The sequence below is a fragment of the Mesorhizobium sp. M4A.F.Ca.ET.050.02.1.1 genome (assembly GCF_003997725.1).
Classification (GTDB): Bacteria; Pseudomonadota; Alphaproteobacteria; order Rhizobiales; family Rhizobiaceae; genus Mesorhizobium.
Window position 1 is genome coordinate 1 of sequence record NZ_RZSG01000961.1, and the last position, 2,034, is coordinate 2,034.

Annotated in this window: 2 protein-coding genes; both read right to left on the minus strand. The window is 62.4% G+C overall.

What is annotated here, in order from left to right; all coding sequences use genetic code 11:
- Positions 1-307: TatD family hydrolase (locus EOA33_RS33665; protein WP_190234461.1), on the minus strand; the 307-nt coding region annotated here is incomplete at its 3' end.
- Positions 307-1,857, minus strand: a complete 1,551-nt coding sequence (metG, locus tag EOA33_RS33670; RefSeq protein ID WP_127407577.1) for a methionine--tRNA ligase — start codon at positions 1,855-1,857, stop codon at positions 307-309. The genes EOA33_RS33665 and metG, both read right to left, overlap by 1 nt.
- Positions 1,858-2,034: the final 177 nt, after the last annotated feature.

Here is a 2,034-nt window from a genome sequence, read left to right on the forward strand (position 1 = left end):
GGGCGCGGTCGTAGAAATAGTCGAGCCCGGCCTCGCCGATCGCCACCACCTTTGGGTGCGCGGAAAGGCGCACCAGCTCGTCGGCGGTCACGTCGAGTTCTTCCGCCGCATTGTGTGGATGGGTGCCGACCGAGCAATAGACCTCATCAAAAGTCTCAGCAATTTCAAGTATTTGCTGAAACCGCCTCACACGTGTCGAGATCGTCACCATGCGGCCGATGCCGGCCGCGAGGGCGCGGGCGACGATGGCCGCCCGCTCCTCGGCGAAGTCCGGAAAGTCGAGATGGCAATGACTGTCGACCAGCATCAGGCTTTGGCATCCTGCTCGACATAACGCGGGAACACGCCCTCGGGCGCCGGCAGGGCCGTGCCCGGCACCAGCGCATGGTCGGCATGGACATGCTCGAAATTGCGCTTGTCCGCCGGTACCGCCAGCAGGTCGAGCAGCTTCGCGGCAGATCCCGGAATGAAGGGCTGGCACAGCACCGTCACCCGCCGGACGAGTTCTGCCGTTGTCCACAGCACCGTCTCCATGCGCACGGGATCGGTTTTCCGCAGCGCCCAGGGTTCCTGGGAAGCAAAATAGCGATCGGCTTCCGCCACCACGCCGAAAATCGCCGCCAGCGCCAGATGGATGCCCTGCTCCGCCATCGCCTTGCGTGCCGTCGCCAGCGCTTCGACCGCCTGATCGAGGATGGCGCCGTCGGCCTCCGTCAATTCGCCGCGCTTCGGCACCACGCCGCCGCAGTTCTTGGCGATCATCGACAGCGAGCGCTGCGCCAGATTGCCGAGCCCGTTGGCGAGATCCGCGTTGGTGCGGTTGACGATCGCTTCATGGCTGTAGTTGCCGTCCTGTCCGAATGGCACCTCGCGCAGGAAGAAATAGCGCACCTGGTCGACGCCGTAGTGCTCGGCCATGGTGAACGGGTCGATGACGTTGCCGACCGACTTCGACATCTTCTCGCCGCGGTTGAACAGGAAGCCGTGGCCGAAGACGCGCTTGGGCAGCGGGATTCCCGCCGACATCAGGAAGGCCGGCCAATAGACCGCGTGGAAGCGCACAATATCCTTGCCGATGATGTGAGCATCAGCCGGCCAGAACTTCCATTTATCATCGTTTTCATCGGGATAGCCGAGGCCGGTGATGTAGTTGGTCAAGGCGTCGACCCACACATACATCACGTGCTTCTCGTCGCCGGGCACCGGCACGCCCCAGTCGAAAGTGGTGCGCGAGACCGACAGGTCCTTCAGCCCCGACTTGACGAAACTCATCACCTCGTTGCGGCGCTCGGCGGGGCCGATGAAGTCGGGCTGACTTTCGTAAAGCGCGATGAGCTTGTCCTGATAGGCCGAAAGCCGGAAGAAATAGCTCTCTTCCTCGACCCATTCGACCGGCGTCCCCTGCGGCCCGTAGCGGACATTGTCGGCGCGCAGCTCGGTCTCCTCCTCGCCGTAATAGGCCTCGTCGCGCACCGAATACCAGCCGGCATAGCCGCCCTTGTAGATATCGCCATTGGCGGCCATCGCCTTCCAGATCGCCTGCGAGGACGCGTAATGTCGCTCCTCGGTGGTGCGGATGAAGTCATCGTTGGAGGCGTTGAGCACGGTCGCCATGCGCCTGAACTCGGCCGAGTTGCGGTCGGCGAGCTCGCGCGGCGTGACACCGTCCTTGCGCGCCGTCTGCAGCATCTTGATGCCGTGCTCGTCGGTGCCGGTCAGGAAGAACACCTGCTTGCCGTCGAGGCGCTGGAAGCGGGCAAGCGCGTCGGTGGCGATCAGCTCATAGGCATGGCCGATATGCGGCTTGCCGTTCGGGTAGGAAATCGCCGTCGTGATGTAGAATGTGTCGCGTGACATGAATGAACCGTCATGAAAGTCTGAATGTGAGTTGTGGGGGTGGATATCCTATCGGCATGGCGATTGCCATCCCGAGCGGGCCATCACATTCGCATCACAGAATTCAGGCGGTCGATCATGATCAGAGCGTGCTGCTTCTTGTCGAGATTGTAGGTCTCGGTCTCAGATATAGCGTTC

Excerpts from the sequence above, each read along its gene's own strand:
- metG (WP_127407577.1), bottom strand. The coding sequence starts at position 1,857 with ATGTCACGCGACACATTCTACATCACGACGGCGATTTCCTACCCGAAC.